Here is a 19,063-nt window from a genome sequence, read left to right as displayed (position 1 = left end):
AACCTCACCAACCTGGTCCTGCAGAACAGCTACATCGTCATCATGGCGCTGGGCATGCTGCTGGTGATCGTCACCGGCCACATCGACCTCTCGGTGGGCTCGGTATGCGGTTTCATCGGCGCGCTCGCGGCGGTGCTGATGGTCCAGTACGAATGGGCCGCGCTGCCCGCCGGCCTGGTCTGCCTGCTGGCAGGCGCGGTGATCGGCGGCGCGCAGGGCTGGTTCGTCGCCTACCTGGGCATCCCGTCCTTCATCGTGACGCTGGCCGGCATGCTGGTGTTCAAGGGCCTGGCGCTGGCGCTGCTGCAGGGCCAGTCGCTCGGTCCCTTTCCCGACAGCTTCCAGGCGCTGAGCGCCGGTTTCCTGCCCGAGCTCTTCGGCCAGGAGGATCCGCGTCCGACGACGCTGGGCCTGGGCCTGCTGCTCGCGGCGGCCTCGCTCACGGTCGCGTGGCGGCATCGCGCCGCGGCGGCGCGGCACGGCATGGAGACGGAGCCCGGGGTGGTCTTCTGGACGCGGCAGGGACTGCTGGTCGCCGCGATCGCCGCGATGAGCTGGCTGATGGCCTCCTACAAGGGGCTGCCGACGGTCATGGTGCTGATGGTTGGGTTGACCCTGGCCTATGACTTCATCGCCGGCCGCACCACGCTGGGCCGTCGCGTCTATGCGGTCGGTGGCAACGAGAAGGCGGCCCGCCTGTCGGGCGTGCGCACGCAGCGCATCGCCTTCCTGACCTTCGTGAACATGGGCGCGCTGGCGGCGCTGGCCGGCCTGGTCTTCGCCGCGCGGCTCAACACCGCCACGCCCAAGGCGGGCCTGGGCTTCGAGCTCGACGTGATCGCCGCCTGCTTCGTCGGCGGGGCTTCAGCCTCGGGCGGTGTGGGCAAGATCATGGGCGCGGTGATCGGCGCCTTCGTGATGGGCGTGATGAACAACGGCATGTCCATCCTGGGCGTCGGCATCGACTACCAGCAGGTCATCAAGGGCCTGGTGCTGCTGGCCGCCGTGTTCGTCGACGTCTACAACAAGCGCAAATAGGCGCGAAGGCGCACTCGCCCCACCACTCCCGGGATGCGGCCCGCCGGCATTCGCGATACGCTGCCGACGCGTCGCCCGCCGCGAAGGAGTGCCCGTGAGCCCACCGAAAGGCCAAGGTCGAAGCCGCCTCGTGACGAGGCTGCTCCTGGCATCGGCGCTGTTCACCACGCTGCCGCCGGCGCTGGCGGCCGATCCGCCGCGACAGGTCGCCCAGTACGCGCATACCTCGTGGACCGCGCGTGACGGCGCCTCGCTGGGCCTGGTCTTCGCGATGGCGCAGACCCCCGATGGCTACCTCTGGATCGCCGGATCGCTGGGTCTGTTCCGTTTCGACGGACATCGATTCACCGAGTGGCAACCACCCGACGGCCAGGTGCTGCCCAGCGGCCCCTACAGCCTGCTGGCCTCGCGGGACGGCACGCTGTGGATCGGCACCTTCCATGGACTCTCGAGCTGGGACGGACGCAAGTTCGTCGCGCGGCATCCGGAGATCGGCCAGACCTTCGTGACCTCGCTGGTCGAGGACCGCGAAGGCACGGTCTGGGCCGGTCTGCTGGGCCAGGCCGGGCGCCTGTGCGCCATCCGCGGGAAGAGCATCCAGTGCGCCGCGCCCGAAGGAGGCTTCGGCAGCTTCGTCTGGAGCCTGGCGGAGGACCGCGCCGGCCAGCTCTGGGTCGGCGCGGAGGCCGGCATCTGGCGGTGGGGCCCCGAAACGCCGCGGCGCTATCCCGTGCCGGGCGCGCGCGTGGGTGACCTCACCACGACCGCCGACGGTCAGGTCCTGGCCGGCATCGCGTCCAAGGGGCTCTGGGAACGGGCCGGCGACCAGTGGGTGCCCCATCGATTCCGCAAGGTTTCCAAGCCCGATGAATGGATGGCCGACACCGAGGTCAAGGCCAACAAGCTGCTGCGCGACCGCGATGGCGGGCTGTGGATCGGCACCGAGGGCCTGGGCCTGCTGCATGTGAAGGACGGCCAGGCCGACAGCTTCACGCGCATGGACGGGCTTTCCGGAAACATCGCGTGCAGCCTCTTCGAGGATCGCGAGGGCAACGTCTGGTACGGCAGCGAACGGGGCATGGACCGTTTCCGCAAGTTGCCGGTCACCACGCTGTCGACACGCCAGGGCCTGCCCGACGACGTCACCAAGTCCGTCCTGGCCGCCACCGACGGCGCCCTGTGGGTGGCCACGAACGGCGGTCTGGCGCGGTGGAAGGACGGCCGCCTGTCCCTCTTCAAGGAGCAAGAGGGCTTGCCCTCCGCGCAGGTGCAGGCCCAGTACCAGGACGCGCAGGGGCGCCTGTGGGTGAGCACGGCCACGGGGCTGGCCTATTTCGCGAACGAGCGCTTCGTCGCCGTCGACGGCGGACCCAGCAGCGAGATCTTCGCCATGGCCGGCGACGCCGCGGGCAACCTCTGGCTGTCCGGCAACAAGGGGCTTGCGCGGCTGCATCAAGGCCGCTTCGCCGAGAACATTCCGTGGGCCGCGCTGGGGCACTCGCAGCAGGCACAGCTTGTCGTGGCCGATCGCGGCGGGCTCTGGCTGTCCTTCTGGGATGGCAGCGGCGTGTCGTACGTCAAGAACGGCAAGGTCGCAGCGAACTACAGCTTCGCGCATGTGCCGGGCCGTGGGCAGGTCACCGGCCTGCGCGTGGATGACGAGGGCGCGCTGTGGGTGGCCACCGGGTCCACCGGCCTCAAGCGCATCAAGGACGGTCGCGTCACGGCGCTGACGCCAGCCAGCGGCCTGCCCTGCGAGACGATCCACTGGTCGACGCTGGACCAGGGCGGTGCCCTGTGGATGTACACCTCCTGCGGACTGGTGCGGGTGGACCGAGGCGACCTCGCGGCCTGGATCGCCGACCCGGCCCACCGCGTCTCGCCGGTGTCCTGGGGCGTGACGGATGGCGTGCCGCTCATGGTCACCCCGCAGGCCTATTTCAATCCGCCGGTGGCCCGGCAGCCCGACGGCAAGCTCTGGTTCATCGCGGGCGCCGAGCTGCTGTGGGCGGATCCGGCGAACATGCCCTCCAACACGGTGCCGCCGCCCGTGCACATCGAGCGCCTGACCGCCGACCACCAGAGCTACCCGATCGAGCAAGGCCTGCGGCTGCCGCCGCGGATCCGGGACATGACGATCGACTTCGTCGCGCTGAGCCTGGCGGATCCGCTGCGCACGCGCTTCCGCTACCGGCTCGAAGGCCACGACAGCGACTGGCGCGAGGCCGTCGACCGCCGCCAGGCCAGCTACACCAACCTGCCGCCGGGTCAGTATCGATTCCAGGTGAAGGCCGCCAACAACAGCGGCGTCTGGAACGAGGACGGCGCGCAGCTCGAGTTCACGATCCTGCCCGCCTTCCACCAGACGACCTGGTTCCGCGTGGGCAGCCTCGTGGTGCTCACAGGGTTGATCTGGGCCGGCTTCCAGCTCGCGCTGCGGCTGCGCGTGCGGCGACTGCATCGGCAGTTCGAGGCGACGCTGGAGGGCCGCGTCGCGGAACGCACGCGCATCGCGCGCGATCTGCATGACACGCTGCTGCAGCGCTTCAATGGGCTGCTGCTGCAGTTCCAGGCCGCGTCCAACCTGCTGCCCGATCGCCCGCGCGAATCCAAGCGGGTGCTGGACACCGCCATCGACCAGGTGGCCGGCGCGATCACCGAAGGTCGCGACACCGTGCAGGGATTGCGCGCGTCGACGCTGGAGACGAACAGCCTGGCGGAAGCCGTGCGGACGCTCGCGCGCGAGCTCTCCAGCGAAAGCGGCCGCGCGCTGCCGGTGGATGTCCAGGTGCAAGGCAAGCCGCAGGAGCTGCATCCGCTGCTGCGCGACGAAACGGTGCGCATCGCCGGCGAGGCGCTGCGCAACGCCTTCCGCCATGCGCAGGCGACGCGGATCGACGTCGAGCTGCGCTACGACGCGCGGCAGCTGTGCCTGCAGGTACGCGACGACGGCCAGGGGATCGATCCCGAGGTGCTGCGACGGGGCGAGCGCGAGGGCCACTTCGGCTTGAGCGGCATGCGCGAGCGCGCCGAGGTCGTCGGCGGTCAGCTCTCGGTGCGCTGCCCCGAGGGCGGCGGCACGGTGGTCGAATTCACCGCCCCGCTGCACCGCCCCCCTGCCCTCACTCGACCTTGACCCAGTCGTACTGGGCCTGGCCGCCGCCGTACGAGCCGGCGCCGACGGTCCCGGCCATCCACCTCGAGGTCCGCGAGACCACCGGCCCCTGCCACGAACCGGCCTGATCCGGCACCCCCGCGGCCAGGCGGGCGATACGCGGCCCCGGGCCCGCGGGCGATGGAGGGCCGGTGCTACAGTCCGCGGCCTCGCGCTGTCACGACTTCGCCCCCGCTCCTCCGTGCCTGCCTCGCCGCCAAAACCGCCCGCCAAGCCGCCTGCCAAGGCGTCGAAGGCGTCCAACGCGCCCCCGAAAGCGCCGCCCAAAGCACCGGCCCCACCGCGTGCCGAGGCGGTCGCCTCGCCGACCCCATCGACCCGTCGCCGCAGCGACGCGCCGACGCTGGCGGATGTGGCGCGAGAGGCCGGCGTGTCGGGCATGGCGGCCTCGTCCGCGCTCAACGGTGGTCGCCGCGGCTCGGCGCGGGTGTCGGCCGAAACCCGTGAACGCGTCCTGGCCGCGGCCGAGCGGCTCCAGTACCGGCCCAACGCCACGGCCCGCGCGCTGGCCAGCCAGCGCACGAATGCGATCGGTTTCGTCGCCAATTTCCAGAGCGAGGAGCCCAACCTCTATGTCCTGGAGGTGTTCAGCGGCATCATCCATGGCGCGACCGCCGCCGGCCAGACCACGGTGGTCTTCACCCTGGGGGACTGGGCGGAGATCCGTGCCCGTCTCCCGGCGCTGTGCGACGGCCGCGTCGACGGCCTGGTCCTGCTCGGCCCGCGCCTGCCGGACGACAGCGCCAGTTGGTTGCCGCAGCACACGCCGATGGTCTCGGTCCATGCCGACCGTCCGCTGGCCGGGGTGGCGAACCTGGAGACCGACGACGAGGCCGGCGCGCACGACATGGTGCGGGAGCTGCTCGCGCGCGGCCACCGCCGCATCCTCCACGTGGGCGGCCCGGAGGCCTTCGCCGGCGCCAACCGGCGGGTCGACGGCTATCTGCGCGCCCATGCCGAGGCCGGCGTGAAGCCCGCCGCCGGCCATGTGATCCGCGCGCCGCTGACCATCGACGGCGGGCGCGACGCGATCGAGGCCTGGCTGCGCCGCCACCGCGGGCGGCCCTTGCCCGACGTGGTCTTCGGCTGCAACGACGCCATCGCGTTCGGCTGCATCGAGGCGCTGCGCGCGCGCGGCCTGCGCATCCCGGAGGACATCTCCGTCGTCGGCTACGACCACACCTTGATGGCCCGCTCGGTGCAGATGGCCACCATGCGGCAGCCGCTGCACGAAATGGGGCGCCGCGCGGTCGAACTGCTGGTGGAGCGCATCGACGCGATGCGCCGCAACAAGCCCCTGCCCGCCCCCGGCCACCTGGTGCTGCCGACCGAGCTCGTCGCCGGCGTCACGCTGGGGGCGCCGCGACGCACCCGCCTGGCGATCTCCTGACGCGCGCTTGACGGACGCCTGAGGTCGCGCCTCGTCACCGTGCCCCGCGCTGGGACGGCGCACCGTCCCGGTGAGGTCTTTCCCCTAGATAGTTCATTCAATACACAAACTAACATCGCGTCGCCTTGATTTAGCGGAATATCACGCGCCCCCAACAGGGCCGTAACCAGATTCCATCAAGCTCGCGCCCGGAGGAGACAACCGGCCGGGCCCGTTGCTGAAAGGTCGACCGATGAGATTGCGATCCTCCCCCCTGCTGCTGGCCCTGGCGGCCGCCGGCGTGTCCACCGCCATGGCGCAGACCTGCACGCCGACGCCGATCAAGCCCTTCGTGAATGTCGGCGGCAGCTGGTCGGCGACGGCCTCGGCCACGCTCAAGACCGGCGGCTCGGCCGTGCTGGGTCCGCAGCCGGTCTCGGGCGGCAGCTGGAGCTGGAGCGGCTGTGGCACCGTCGGCGCCTCCCGCGAGCAGACCATTCAGCCCGCCGCGGCCTGCACCGCCACGGCCACCTATACCAACGCCTGCGGCGCCAAGAGCCAGCAGGCGTTCTCGATCAAGGTCGGCACCTGGGCCAGCGCCAAGTTCGGCGGCGGCGGTTATGTCACCGGCCTGGTCTTCCATCCGAGCGCCCGGGACCTGCTCTACGCGCGCACCGACGTCGGCGGCGCCTACCGCTGGGACGCGGGCTCGTCGTCCTGGATTCCCATCAACGATGGCTTCACCGCGGCCGAGGGCTTCCATCACGGCGTCGAGAGCATCGCCCTGGATCCCACCAACGACCAGCGCGTCTACATGGTCACCGGCATGTCGGCCTCGGCGGACGCCACGGCCCGGCTGTACGTCTCCAACAACCGCGGCGGCAGCTGGACCTTCTTCAACCTGCCCTTCTCGGCGGGTGGCAACAACAACGGCCGGGCGATCGGCGAGCGCTTGTCGGTCGACCCCAACAATCCGTCGATCCTGTTCTATGGCTCGCGCACGGCGGGCCTGTGGAGGAGCGGGGACTCCGGCCGCACCTGGGCCCAGGTGAGCGGGCTGTCGTCGACAAAGCTCACCGCCGACCAGATCAACAACCTCGGCGGCCAGGTCATGGGTGTCGAGCACCTGGTGTTCGACACCTCGACCAAGGGCAGCGGCACGCCGACGCGGACCCTGTGGGCCGCCATCGCGCCGGACTACGTCAACGCGGCCGGCCTGGGGTCCAACCTCTACAAGTCGGTCGACGGCGGCGCCACCTGGGCGCCGGTCGCGACGCCGGTGTCGGGCTTCCACATCCCGCACATCGTGCGCACCGCCGACGGCGCGCTGTACCTGCTCTTCACCAAGGGCGCCGGCCCGGGCGACGCGGGCCCCGCGCGGCTCTACAGGTACGACGCCAGCAACGGCAACACCTGGACGCTGCTCAACAGCAACGATGGCGCCGGCTATGGCGGCCTGTCGGTGCTGGGCACCGGCGCCACGGCACGCATCGCGCTGGGCGTGAGCGGCACCTGGGGCAACTACAGCGGCCAGCAGGTGGTGCAGCTGTCCGACGACGGCGGCCGCAACTGGCGCGAGATCGCGGCCACCATGCCGCACACACCGGCCAGCGACGGTTTCTCCGGCTGGATCGACGACGTGGAGATCGATCCCTTCAACCGCGATCGCGTGCTGCATGTCTTCGGCGGCGGCATCTGGGAGACGCGCAACGCGTCCTCGTCGACGCCGAGCTGGAACTTCGCGGTCAACGGCCTGGAGGAGACCTGCACGCTGAGCCTGGCCACGCCGCCGGCGGGCGCCTCCTACACCTTCATCAACAACTCGGGCGACGTCGGCACCTGGGTCCACACCGACCTGGGCACCACGCCGACGCTGAGCCCCTACAAGCAGTGGAGCAACGGCAACTCCGCCGACATGGCCTGGTCCGATCCCAACTACATCGCCAACGCCAACGTCACCAGCACCGCGAGCGGCCATGTCGGGACCGGCTACTGGTCCGGCGACGGCGGCCGCAGCTGGGCACCGTTCGCGCGTCTGCCCGCGGGCGCCGCGGCCAACATCAACCAGGCGTCCAACCTGGCCGTGCCGGCGCGTAACCGCGTCGTCTGGGCGCCGGCCGATTCGGTGCCCTCCTACACCACCGACAACGGCAACAGCTGGACGGCCACCAACCTGCCGGCGCTCACCGTCGTCGGCGGCGTGCCGCGCAGCTATCGCCTGGTGGCCGACCGCAGGAACGCCAACAAGGTCTATGCCTACGACTCGGGCGGCGCGTGGTGGACCTACACCCCGGCCAAGGTCTACGTCTCGACGGACGGCGGCCGGACCTTCGCGCTGAGCCAGGGCTCGGTGGCCGCCAACATGCGCTTCGCGCCGTGGGGCGCGTCGTCGATGGCGGTGAACCCGAACGCCGAAGGCGACCTGTGGGTGGCCGACGGCCTGGCCGTCTACCACTCGTTGGATTCGGGCGCGAACTGGACCAAGGTGGGCGCGTTCGCGCCGATCTGGGGCGGCCGGCAGGACTGGCTCGGCCCCGAAGTGGCGGGCGCGAGCATCGTCGCGCTGGGCAAGGCCAAGCCGGGCTCGAGCTACTCGGCGGCCGTCTACGTGGTGGGCGTGATCAACGGCGTGTGGGGCGTCTGGCGTTCGGACGATGCCGGCGCCACGTGGGTGCGCCACAACGACGACGCCCACCAGTACGCCGGCCTGGGCGTGATGGCCGCCGATCAGGGCCTTTATGGACGGATCTACGCCGGCGGCAGCTGCCGCGGCGTGGTGTACAGCAACTGACCAACGGGCCCGGCGACGGGCCCCTTCCCTTTCTCCGCATGAAGATCATCACCCCCATCGCCGCGGCCGTCCTGGCCCTGGGCGCGTCCGGTGCCCAGGCGGCGGACGCCCTGCTCTCGTCGCCCGACGGGCGCATCACGCTGCGCATCGCCGACGACGGCAGCCGCTTCAGCATCAGCCGCAAGGGCGAGACGGTCATCGCCGACTCGCCGCTGGGACTGGCGCTCGATGGCCAGCCGCCGCTCGGCGCGCTGACGCTGGAGTCGCGCCAGGACACGCGGGAGGACCGCGTCATCCCGCTCGTCGCCACCAAGGCGGCCACGGCGCGCGACCACTACCTCGGCACGACGCTGACCTTCCGGGAAGCGGGCGGCGGACGGCGCCTCTTCATCGACGCGCGCGCCTATGACGAGGGCGTCGCCTTCCGCTACCGGCTCGAGGGCCAGGGCCCGGTGCGGCTGAAGGATGAGCGCACGGCCTTCGTGCCGGCCGGCGATCCGGCCTGCCTCGTCACCCCGGTGGAAGGCGCGCATGAGCTGCCCTTCGAGCGGCTGCGGATCTCCGAGCTCAAGCGCGATACGGGTTACGACGTGCCGGTGGTCTGCGCCACGCCCTCGGGCCGCACGCATTACGCCATCACGCAGGCGCACCTGGAGGGCTACACCGGCGCCTCGCTGTGGCGCGACGGCCCCGCGCTGCGCGTGCGCCTGTCCGGCGTGCCCAAGCGCGAGGGGCCGGCCTATGTGTCCAGCGCCGGCCTGACGACCGCCTGGCGCGCCGTCATGATGGCGGACCGCGCCGGCCAGCTGATCGAGTCGCAACTGGTGGGCAACCTCAATCCGCCGCCGCGGGGCGACTTCAGCTGGGTCAAGGCCGGCAAGACCTCCTGGGACTGGTGGTCCGGGCCGCTCGAGGGCGTGAAGCCCGACCTGGCTGCCTACAAGCGCTTCATCGACTTCGCGGCGGAATCGGGCTTCCCCTACCACCTGATGGACGCCGGCTGGGCCTTCGGCACCGGCCCGTGCTGCGACGCGCTGCCCGGCACCGACATCACGCGTGCGGCCGACGGCATCGACATGCCGGCCCTGGTGCGCTACGCCGCCGACAAGGGCGTAGGCCTGCTGCTGTGGGTGCACTGGGAGCACCTGGCGCCGCGGATGGAAGAGGTGCTGGACACCTACGCGCGCTGGGGCATCAAGGGCATCAAGGTCGACTTCATGAACCGGGACGACCAGGAGATGGTCGCCTTCTACCAGCGCGTGGCCGAAGCCACCGCCAAACGTCACCTGCTGCTGGACCTGCACGGCGCCTACGTGCCCGCCGGGCTGCAGCGGACCTATCCCAACTTCATCACCCAGGAAGGCGTGCTGGGCGCGGAGTGGAACAAGATGGACCGGCGCATCACGCCGCGGCACAACCTGATGCTGCCCTACACCCGGATGCTGGCCGGCCCGATGGACTACACGCCCGGCGGCTTCCGCAACGCCACGCCGGGGGACTTCGAGGTGCGCGCCTCGATGCCGCTGACGCAGACGACCCGCGGCCAGGCGCTGGCCATGTACGTGGTCTACGACAGCCCGCTGCAGATGGTCTCCGACGACCCGTCCAACTACCGCGGCGAGACCGGCTTCGACTTCGTGCGCCGCGTGCCCGCAGCCTGGGACGAGACCCGCTTCCTCGCCGGCGAGCCCGGCGAGGACATCGTGCTGGCGCGGCGCAGCGGCAAGGCCTGGTACCTCGGTGCGATGACGTCGGAACGCGCCCGCACCGAAAAGGTCCCGCTCCGCTTCCTGCCGCCCGGCCGGTGGCGCGCGACGATCTGGCAGGACGGCGAGGTCGTGCGCGCGGTCCGTCGCAGCACGCGCAGCGTGACGAACGCCGACGTGCTGACGCTGTCGCTGGCCGCGGCCGGCGGCGCCGCCGTGATCCTGGAGCCGGCGCCGTGAGGACGCGCGCGCTCACGCCAGCCCACGCCAAGGAGGACGCACCGACATGAGACGCCGTGATGTGTTCGGGCTGATGGCGCTGGCCTCGGCCGGCCCGCTGGCCGTCGCCTCGAGTACCACCGGGAGCGCCACGCCGCTGCCCTCCGCGCTCGACGCGGCCGGGCAACTGAACGCGCTGCCGCTGGACGGCTCGCAGGACGGCTTCCGCTGGCGCCGTGTCGCCGAAGGGGTGCAGTTCCGCCTCGACGGCCTGACCAAGGGCATCCTGTTCTACGGCCCGGGACTGGTGCGGGTCACCGCCCACCTGGGCGTGGCGCATACCGCGCAGCCCAGCCTGGTGGTCGTGGCCAGGCCGCGTCCGCTCGCCATCGAAGTGCGCGAGGAGGCGGACACGCTGAGGGTCGTCGCGCCCGGCGTGCAGGTCCTCGTGGACAAGCGCAGCGGCGCGCTGACCTTCCTCGACGGCGCTGGCCGCCTGCTGACCCGGGAGCGCGAGCGCGCGCCCACCGAGCTGCAGCAGGTCGAGATCGCCGGCAGTCCCAGTTATTCGCTCGCCCAGCACTTCAGCCTCACGCCGGACGAGTCGCTCTATGGCCTGGGCCAGTACAACGAGCCCTACATGGACTACCGCGGCCGCGAGGTCCTGATGGTGCAGACCAACATCGGCATCGTCGTGCCGTTCATGGTGTCGACGCGCCGCTGGGGCCTGCTGTGGGACGTCTACTCGAAGATGAGCTTCAGTGACGGGCCGGACGGCGCCAGCTTCCGCGCCGAGAGCGCGCCCGCGGGCGCCGATTACTACCTGGTCGCCGGTGGCGACATGGACGGCGTGATCACCGGCTATCGCGCGCTGACCGGCGCCGCGCCGATGTTCCCCAAGACCGCCTTCGGGCTCTTCATGAGCAAGGAGCGCTACCAGACTCAGCAGCAGTTGCTGGACGTGGTGCGGCACTTCCGCGCCGACGGCTTCCCGCTCGACACCATCGTTCAGGACTGGCAGTACTGGGGCGGCGAGAAGGACGGCGTCTGGGACGGCAAGTGGAGCGGCATGGTCTGGGACCGCGAGCGCTTCCCCGATCCCGCCGCGATGACGCGCGAATTGCACGGGCCGCTGCACACGCGGCTGATGGTCTCGATCTGGCCGTCGGTGGGCAACGACACGGCGCTGGCCCGTGAGCTCGACGCGCAGCACCTGCGCTTCGAGCCACTGCACTGGATCTCCAAACGCGCGCGGATCTACGACGCCTTCAGCCCCGCCGGGCGGCGCATCTACTTCAAGCACGTCAAGCAGGGCCTGCTGGACGTCGGCGTGGACGCGCTGTGGATGGACGGCACCGAGGTCGAGGTCGGCGGCGCGGCGCACGACCCGGCCGAGGTCGAGGCCGACATCAAGCGCCTGGGCCGCAACGCGATGGGCGACTTCACGCGCTACCTGAACGTCTACAGCCTGCTGACCACCCGCGGCGTCTACGAAGGACAGCGCGCGGCGGGCCCGTCGGGCCGGCGCGTGTTCACGCTGACGCGCTCGGCCTGGGCCGGCCAGCAGCGCTACGCCGCCCCGCCCTGGTCCGGCGACACCGAATCCAGCTGGGCCTCGCTGCGCGCGCAGATCGCCGGCGGGCTGAACGTCGCGATGGCCGGCCTGCCCTACTGGTCGCAGGACACCGGCGGCTTCTTCGTGAATTTCGCCGAGGGCGAGCGCAATCCCGCCTGGCGCGAGCTCTACGCGCGCTGGAACCAGTTCGGCATCTTCAATCCGATCTACCGCATCCACGGCACCTCGGTCGAGCGCGAGCCCTACCTGTTCAAGAGCCTGGACCCGGCGGTGTACGGCTCGCTGCGCCGCGCCGCCGAGCTGCGCTACCAGCTGCTGCCCTACCTCTACAGCCTCGCCTGGCGCGCCACGCAGGAGGGCTATCTGATGATGCGCGGCCTGGCGATGGACTTCCCGGACCAGGCCGCGCTGCGCAAGGTGGACGACTCCTACATGTTCGGCCCGGCCTTCCTGGTGCAGCCGATCACGCGGCCGATGTTCCATGCGGTGCTGCCGCCGCCCGCGACGGTGCCGGCCGCGCAGCTGCGCACCCCGGACGGCCAGGGCGGCCTGCTGCTCGAGTACTTCGACGGCATGGATTTCGAGAAGCCGGCGAGCCGCACCGTCGACACGGTGATCGAGCATCGCTGGCCCGATCCGCCGCTGGGCAGCGTGCCGCCGGGACTGAGCGGGCTGATGCGTTTCTCGGCGCGCTGGACCGGCGAGCTCATCGCCGCCGAAAGCGGCGAGCATGAGATCGGCCTCGAGGGCGACGACGGCTTCCGCTTGTGGCTGGACGACGAACTGGTCGTCGACGACTGGAACCTCGGCCCTCCGCGCTTCAAGGGCCATCGCCTGACGCTGCGCGCCGGCCAGCGCCTGAAGCTGCGCATCGACTACTTCCAGGAGACGCGCGGCCGCTTGCTGCGCCTGGCCTGGCGCACGCCGACCCAGGCGCGCGAGCTGGTCGAGATGCAGGGCCGGCTGGACCGCCGGCAGGAAACCCTGTTGCCGCAGGGCAGCGACTGGACCGACTTCTGGACCGGCCAGCGCCACGCCGGCGGCGGCCGCGTCGCGCGCGACTACGCGCTGGACGAGTTCCCGCTTTTCGTGCGCGGCGGCGCCATCGTGCCGATGGGGCCCGTCGTCGAGCACACCGGCCAGGACGCCGGCGCGCCGTTGGAGATCCGCGTCTATCCCGGCGCCGACGGCCGCTTCGTCCTGTACGAGGACGACGGCGAGACCTACCGCTACGAGCGCGGCGAGCGCGCCACCGTCGCGCTGCGCTGGGACGATGCCCGCCGCACGCTGCACATCGGCGCCCGTCAGGGGCGCTTCCCCGGCCTGGTGACGCATCGCACGCTGCGGGTGCGAGTCATGGCCACCCCCGACCGGGTCGAGCAGACCCGCTCCGTGCAGTACCAGGGCCGGGCCCTGGCCCTGTCCTTCGACTCCCGCACCGACTCCCCTTCCTCCCGTCCATGAAGCAGACCGTCCTTCCCCTGATCCTGGCCTTGCTGGCCGCCACCGCCCAGGCCGAGGTGCGCCTGTCCGAGGTCTTCGGCGAGCACATGGTGCTGCAGCGCGACCGCCCCTTGCGCCTCTGGGGCCAGGCCACGCCCGGCCAGTCGCTGACCGTGACGCTGGGCGGCCGCGAGGCCACCACTCGCGTCGGTGCCGATGGCCGCTGGCGCGTGCAGCTGGATCCGCTGCCGGCCGGCGGTCCGCACCGGCTGCAGGTGACCGGCGACCAGACCGTCACGCTGGAGGACGTCCTGATCGGCGACGTCTGGCTGCTGGGCGGGCAGTCCAACATGGAGTGGCCGCTGGCGCAGAGCGACACCGGGCCGCAGGAAGTGGCCTCGCCGCAGGATGCGCGGCTGCGCCATCTGCGCGTGCCGCTGCGGGCCAGCGTGCGGCCGGAGGCGGAGATCGCGCCGGCGCCCTGGGTGGTCGCCGAGCCGGGCCGCGTGGGCGAGTTCAGCGCCGTCGGCTATCACTTCGCGCGCCGCATGCAGGCGGTGCAGGGCATTCCCATCGGCCTGATCGACACGGCCTGGGGCGGCTCCATGCTCGAGACCTGGATGAGCCGCGCCGCCGCGTTGCGCGACGCGGACCTCGCGCCAGCGGTGCGGGCGCTGCCCGCGGACAACGCCGCCTTCAGCGCCGCGCTGGGCCAGCGCCTGCAGCAGCGCGTGGCGGCGTGGCAGCCGGGCCTGCCGCTGAATGCGTCGGATGCCTCGGGCTGGAGCGCGGCCGCCGACCTCGACCAGAAGTGGCCCACGCTGCAGGCGCCGGGCGTGTGGGAGGGCCAGGGACTGGCCGACCTCGACGGCATCGTCTGGATGCGCAAGCGCATCGAGTTGACCGCGGCGCAGGCGGCCGGCGCGGCCGAGCTGCATCTGGCCAAGGTCGACGACTGCGACGAGGTCTGGATCAACGGCCAGCGCATCGGCGGCCAGTGCGGCTGGGAGCTGTCCCGTCGTTATGCCGTGCCCGCCGGGACGCTGCGCGCGGGCGCCAACTGGATCGCCGTGCGCGTGACCGACACCGGCGGCGGTGGCGGCATCTACGGCGATGCCGCCGACCTGCGCCTGGACACGGCGGCAGGTCCGGTGACGCTGGTCGGTGCCTGGCGTGCCCGCGTCGAGAAGCTCGCGCCGGCGGCCGGCCCGGTCGCCAACAACGCGCCGGCGCTGGGCCACAACGGCCTGATCGCGCCGCTGCAGGGACTGTCGGTGCGTGGCGTGCTCTGGTACCAGGGCGAAGAAAACGCAGGACGCGCCGCGGCCTATGCCGACGGCTTCAAGCGCCTCATCCAGGACTGGCGTCAGCAGTTCGGGGACCCGGACCTGCCCTTCCTGTTCGTGCAGCTTGCCGCCTGGCGGCCGCTGGCCGACAACCGGCCCGACGGCAACGGCTTCGCCGAGCTGCGCGGCAGCCAGGCCGCCGCGCTCGCCCTGCCGCACACCGGCATGGCCACCGCGATCGACATCGGCGACGCCATCGACATCCATCCGCGCAACAAGCGCACCGTGGGCGAGCGCCTGGCCGCCGTCGCGATGCATGAACTGGGCCTGCGCGACGCGCCGGCCATGGGGCCGCGACTGATCGGTGGTCAGGCCCGCGGCGCCGAGTTCGAGCTGCGCTTCGACCGCACCGAAGGCGGGCTGCGCACCACGCGGGCCGGCGAGCCGCTGCGCGGCTTCTACCTGGCCGGCGCCGATCGCCGCTGGGCGCCGGCGCAGGCGCGCTTCGACGGCGATCGCATCGTGCTGCGCAGCGACGCGGTGGCGGCGCCGGTGGCGGCGCGTTACGCCTGGGTCGACAACCCCGGCGAGGCCAACATCGTCGGCGGCGACGGCCTGCCGCTGCCGCCGCTGCGCACCGACGACTGGCCGCTGGCCTCGGCCGGCCGCCGCTACGGGCGCTGAGCCGTCGCGCCCTGTCCGTCCCCATCGCCACGCGCGGGCCGTGCCCGCGCGATCCGTTTACTGAAAGGACCTTGTCATGCCTCCCTTCCTGCGACGCGCCGCGCTGGCGCTCGTCGCCGTGATCGCCACGGCCGCGCTGCCCGCTCAGGCCCACGAGACCCTCAAGCTCGACGCGCCCAAGCCCAATCTCGCGCCGACGCCGCCGATGGGCTGGAACTCCTGGAACAAGTTCGCCTGCAACGTCAGCGAGCAGCTGATCCGGCAGCAGGCCGATGCGATGGCCGCCTCCGGCATGAAGGCCGCCGGCTACCAGTACATCGTCATCGACGACTGCTGGCAGAAGAGCCGCGACGCCGACGGCAACATCCAGGCCGACCCCGAGCGCTTCCCGTCGGGCATCAAGGCGTTGGCCGACTACGTCCATGCCAGGGGCCTCAAGTTCGGGCTCTATTCCGACGCCGGCTCGCTGACCTGCGGCGGCCGGCCCGGCAGCGCGGGCCATGAGTTCCAGGACGCGCGCCAGTACGCCCGCTGGGGCGTCGACTACCTCAAGTACGACTGGTGCCACACCGGCCCCCGCAACGCCGAGGCGGCCTACACCATCATGGCCAAGGCGCTGCGCGAATCGGGCCGCGACATCGTGCTGTCGATCTGCGAATGGGGCACCGACCATCCCGAGCGCTGGGGTCCCACCGTCGGCCACCTGTGGCGCACCACCGGCGACATCTTCGATGCGTGGTCCGGCAAGAAGGACTGGTCGCACGGCATGACCGACATCCTGGACATGCAGGTCGAGCGCGCCGCCCATGCCGGCCCCAATGCCTGGAACGACCCCGACATGCTGGAGGTCGGCAACGGCGGGATGACGACCACCGAGTACGAGTCCCACTTCTCGCTCTGGGCCATGCTGGCCGCGCCGCTGATCGCCGGCAACGACCTGTCGAAGATGGACGCGGACACGCTGCGCATCCTCACCAATGCCGACGTCATCGCCGTCGACCAGGACCCGCTGGGCCGGCAGGGACAGCGCATCTGGAAGCAGGGCGAGCTCGAGATCTGGTCGCGCCCGCTCCAGGGCGGCGACCTGGCGGTGGTGCTGTTCAACCGTGGGCAGGCCCCGGCCGCGATGCGCGTGGACTGGGCCCAGCTCAAGCTCCCGGCCGACCAGAAGGTCGACGTGAAGGACCTGTGGAGCAAGCGGGTCGCCAAGGGCGTGGCGGGCGGCTACGGCGGCACCGTCGCCTCGCACGGCGTGATCATGGTGCGGCTCACGCCCATGCGTTGATCCGGCAGGGTGGAGCAGTACATGAATGATGGTTTGAAGACGAGGGGCGCGGCCTTGCCCGCCGGATCCGCAGAGGTTCCCGATGCACGGCGTCGCCTGCTGACCTTTGGCGCGGGCCTGCTGCCCGTGCTGCCGCTGATGCCGGGATGCGGCGGCGGTCCCACCAGTGAAGCGGGCACGCCGCTGCTCGGCGGCACCGCGGGCGCGGAGGGCGCGCCGGAGTTCGACGTCCCGCCTCCGCCGGAGCCCGATCCCCCCTCGCCGCCGCTGCCCGCGCCGGCGCCGGGCGCGTCTCCGACGCCCATGCCCGAGCCCGCGCCACCAGCGCCCGCACCGTTGCCGCCTCCGCCGGCGCCCACGCCAGCACCGTCGCCGACCGCTTCGCCATCGCCATCGCCATCGCCGGCCCCGGCGCCGGCGCCGGCACCGGTTCCCTCCCCGACACCCGCGCCGGCCCCCGAGCCCGCTCCCGCGCCTGCCCCATCGCCGGCGCCCACGCCAGCGCTCGTGCATCCCGGACTGCTTCACACCCAGTCCGACCTGCTGCGCATGCGCGACAAGGTGGCCGCCGGCCTGCAGCCCTGGATCGGCAGCTGGAACCTGCTGCTGGCCGCGCGCCGCGCCAACCTGGGCGCGACGCCGTTCCCGCTGGAAGTCGTCAAGCGCGGCGTCGCCGGCGACGAGAACTTCGGTGTGATGCTCGTGGACCTGGCGCGGGTCTATCACCTCGCGCTGCGCTGGAAGATGACCGGCGACGAGGCCTATGCCAAGGACGCGGTGAAGTTCCTCAACGCCTGGTCCTCGACGCTGAAGCAGCTGGGCGGCAACTCCAACCTCTACCTGTCCTCGGGGCTGTACGGCAACCAGTGGGCCAACGCGGCGGAGCTGATGCGCACCTACGAGGGCTGGGCCCGCGAGGACGTGGCCCGCTTCCAGGACATGCTGCTGAAGGTCTTCTACTCGCGCTGCCACGAGTTCCTGACCAACCACAACGGGAGCGAGATCCGCAAGGTCACGCATTACTGGGCCAACTGGGACCTGGCCAATCTCTGCGGCATGTATGCGATCGGCGTGTTCTGCGACCGGCCCGACATCACCGCCGAGGCCGTCAACTACTACAAGCACGGCCGCGGCAACGGCTCCCACGACCACAGCGTCTATTACCTGCATCCCGGCTACCTGGGGCAATGGCAGGAAAGCCACCGCGACCAGGGTCACTCGACGCTGGGCATCGCGCTGGCCGGCATGCTGTGCGAGATGGCCTGGAACCAGGGCGAGGACCTCTACGGCCTGTGGAACAACCGGCTGCTCGCCGGCGCCGAGTACGTCGCCAGGACCAATCTCAGCGATGCGAGCGGCACGCCCTACGTGATGCCCTTCGCGCCCTACAACGGCGTGCAGGGCCCGGGCACCGCGACGGCGGGCAGCGGCAGCCGCCGGCCGTGCTGGGAGCTGATCCTCAACCATTACGTCGGCCGCAAGGGCCTGTCGGCGCCCTGGACCCAGACCATGGTGGGGCTGGTGCGCCCGGAGCGCGGCGACGGTGGCGACTCGGTGGGCTTCGGCTCGCTGTTCTTCGTGCGCGACCCGTCGCCGCCGGCGCGACCCTCCGGCCTGAGCGCGCTGCTGAGCGACGGCAAGGTGCAGCTGTCCTGGTGGGGCAGCGCCGACGCGACGCAGTACCTGGTGCAGCGCGCGAGCGCCCCGGGCGGACCGTTCGCGACGGTGGCGCGGGTCACCGATCCCCGCACCTTTACCGACTCGCCGGGCCAGGGCGTCTGGCACTACCGGATCAGCGCGGTCACGCCCTCGGGCGAGCGCACGGGCGTGGACACCGCGCGCGTCGCCGTCCCCGGCGAGCTCTGGCTGCACCTGCCGCTGGACGGCAGCGCCACTGACGCCGGCGGTCGCGGCCTGCACGGCCAGTTGGTGAACGGCGCGAGCTGGGGCAGCGGCGGCCGCAATGGCACGCCCTGCCTGCAGCTCGATGGCCGCAGCGGCCACCTGCGCCTGCCCGATGGCGCCGTGTCGACGCTCGGCGACTTCACGCTCGCGGTGTGGGTGTACTGGGAGACCAGCGCGATCAACACGCGCATCTTCGACTTCGGCTCCAACGACGTGGCCTACCTCGCCCTGACGCCGCGCGACGGCGGCACGCCGAACCAGATGCGGCTGCTGGCCTCGTGCAACCAGTTCTGGACCGAGCAGCCGCTGGCCGCGCCCGTGTTGCCCACCGGCCGCTGGGTGCATGTGGCCGTCACGCTGGCCGGCAAGGTCGGCACGCTCTACGTCGACGGTGTGCCGGCCGGCAGCCACGACGGCATCTGGATGGCGCCGAACCAGTTCGGGCAGACGACGCAGACCTGGCTGGGGCGCTCGCAGTACGGCGGCGATCCGTTCTTCAAGGGACGGATGCAGGACCTGCGGATCTACAGCGGCGCGCTGGCGCCGTCCGCCATCGCCGAGCTGGCCCGCTGAGCGACGAGGCGCG

At 71.7% G+C, this 19,063-nt stretch carries 9 protein-coding genes; all 9 read left to right on the top strand.

Going from position 1 to position 19,063, the window contains the following annotated elements:
- A partial coding sequence (gene mmsB / locus ACTJKJ_RS13815; protein ID WP_440820809.1) for a multiple monosaccharide ABC transporter permease occupies nt 1-1,038 on the top strand: 1,038 nt, incomplete at its 5' end.
- A 130-nt stretch (nt 1,039-1,168) separates the two neighbouring features.
- Complete coding sequence (locus tag ACTJKJ_RS13810) at nt 1,169-4,174, top strand: sensor histidine kinase (protein WP_440820808.1); 3,006 nt, start codon at nt 1,169-1,171, stop codon at nt 4,172-4,174.
- 220 nt (nt 4,175-4,394) lie between these two features.
- On the top strand, nt 4,395-5,603 hold the full coding sequence (locus ACTJKJ_RS13805; protein WP_321170189.1) for a LacI family DNA-binding transcriptional regulator: 1,209 nt from the start codon (nt 4,395-4,397) through the stop codon (nt 5,601-5,603).
- Between the two features lie 232 nt (nt 5,604-5,835).
- A complete protein-coding gene (locus ACTJKJ_RS13800) occupies nt 5,836-8,373 on the top strand; it encodes a dockerin (RefSeq protein ID WP_440820807.1) in 2,538 nt (845 codons plus the stop codon).
- A 38-nt stretch (nt 8,374-8,411) separates the two neighbouring features.
- Complete coding sequence (locus ACTJKJ_RS13795) at nt 8,412-10,319, top strand: glycoside hydrolase family 97 protein (protein ID WP_440820806.1); 1,908 nt, start codon at nt 8,412-8,414, stop codon at nt 10,317-10,319.
- A 46-nt stretch (nt 10,320-10,365) separates the two neighbouring features.
- Nucleotides 10,366-13,338: a TIM-barrel domain-containing protein gene (locus ACTJKJ_RS13790; protein WP_440820805.1), complete on the top strand. Its 2,973-nt coding sequence runs from the start codon at nt 10,366-10,368 to the stop codon at nt 13,336-13,338.
- Nucleotides 13,335-15,287 carry a sialate O-acetylesterase gene (locus ACTJKJ_RS13785; protein ID WP_440820804.1) on the top strand — a complete coding sequence of 651 codons (1,953 nt, stop codon included), beginning with the start codon at nt 13,335-13,337 and terminating at the stop codon, nt 15,285-15,287. Before ACTJKJ_RS13790 ends, ACTJKJ_RS13785 begins: the two co-directional genes overlap by 4 nt.
- Before the next feature lie 76 nt (nt 15,288-15,363).
- Nucleotides 15,364-16,572: a glycoside hydrolase family 27 protein gene (locus ACTJKJ_RS13780; protein ID WP_440820803.1), complete on the top strand. Its 1,209-nt coding sequence runs from the start codon at nt 15,364-15,366 to the stop codon at nt 16,570-16,572.
- A gap of 507 nt (nt 16,573-17,079) precedes the next feature.
- Nucleotides 17,080-19,050, top strand: coding sequence for a LamG-like jellyroll fold domain-containing protein (locus ACTJKJ_RS13775; RefSeq protein WP_440820802.1), 1,971 nt, complete (start codon nt 17,080-17,082; stop codon nt 19,048-19,050).
- Nucleotides 19,051-19,063 lie beyond the last annotated feature (13 nt).

The organism is Roseateles sp. 22389 (genome assembly GCF_052044995.1).
Taxonomy (GTDB): domain Bacteria; phylum Pseudomonadota; class Gammaproteobacteria; order Burkholderiales; family Burkholderiaceae_C; genus Roseateles.
Note: the sequence above shows the minus strand (reverse complement) of the source record. Positions and strands in the feature narration are given on the sequence as shown.

What these genes read in the sequence shown, in the direction of transcription:
- ACTJKJ_RS13800 (WP_440820807.1), top strand. Translation starts at nt 5,836, where the DNA reads ATGAGATTGCGATCCTCCCCCCTGCTGCTGGCCCTGGCGGCCGCCGGC.
- ACTJKJ_RS13795 (WP_440820806.1), top strand. Translation starts at nt 8,412, where the DNA reads ATGAAGATCATCACCCCCATCGCCGCGGCCGTCCTGGCCCTGGGCGCG.
- ACTJKJ_RS13790 (WP_440820805.1), top strand. Translation starts at nt 10,366, where the DNA reads ATGAGACGCCGTGATGTGTTCGGGCTGATGGCGCTGGCCTCGGCCGGC.
- ACTJKJ_RS13785 (WP_440820804.1), top strand. Translation starts at nt 13,335, where the DNA reads ATGAAGCAGACCGTCCTTCCCCTGATCCTGGCCTTGCTGGCCGCCACC.
- ACTJKJ_RS13780 (WP_440820803.1), top strand. Translation starts at nt 15,364, where the DNA reads ATGCCTCCCTTCCTGCGACGCGCCGCGCTGGCGCTCGTCGCCGTGATC.